This is a genomic window from Neisseria sp. P0019.S002 (assembly GCF_051957155.1).
In the GTDB taxonomy this organism is placed as follows: Bacteria; Pseudomonadota; Gammaproteobacteria; order Burkholderiales; family Neisseriaceae; genus Neisseria; species Neisseria perflava.
The window spans coordinates 1-464 of record NZ_JBQCWS010000105.1 but is presented as its reverse complement, the minus strand read 5'-3'; the positions used below and the strand labels follow the sequence as shown (position 1 = coordinate 464).

The window sequence follows — 464 nt, the reverse complement described above, 5'->3', positions numbered from 1 at the left end:
CGCCCAAGTCCAAGTGTGCCAACACAATGCCTTCGGCTGCTAGTTGGTCGACCAAGGCCAAGATTCGTTCGCAGGCTTCGACCAGCGGGCTGAGGTCGGGCAGTTGCTAGCCGATATGGCAGTCGATACCGACGATGTTCAAATGGCTTTGTCGGTAGGCATGACGATAGGCCTCAATCGCATCAGCAGAGGCAATACCGAATTTGTTGGCCTTCAGGCCGGTGGAGATATAAGGGTGGGTTTTGGCATCGACATCAGGATTGACGCGCAGGGAAACCGGAGCGACTTTACCCAAACGCGCGGCAACCTTCTGAATACGGTCGATCTCGGGAATGCTTTCCATATCGAAGCACTTCACGCCTGCATTCAACACAAATCCAACCTCTACCTCACCCCTACCCACACCAGAAAAAACCGCCCCCGCCACACCACCACCAACCACCAAAACACACACAAACCCACCA

General features: G+C 54.7%; 1 pseudogene. It reads right to left on the bottom strand.

Features of this window, described 5'->3' with window-relative positions:
• A pseudogene (locus ACTHTY_RS11800) lies at positions 1 to 464 on the bottom strand (diaminopimelate decarboxylase); the annotation flags it as partial.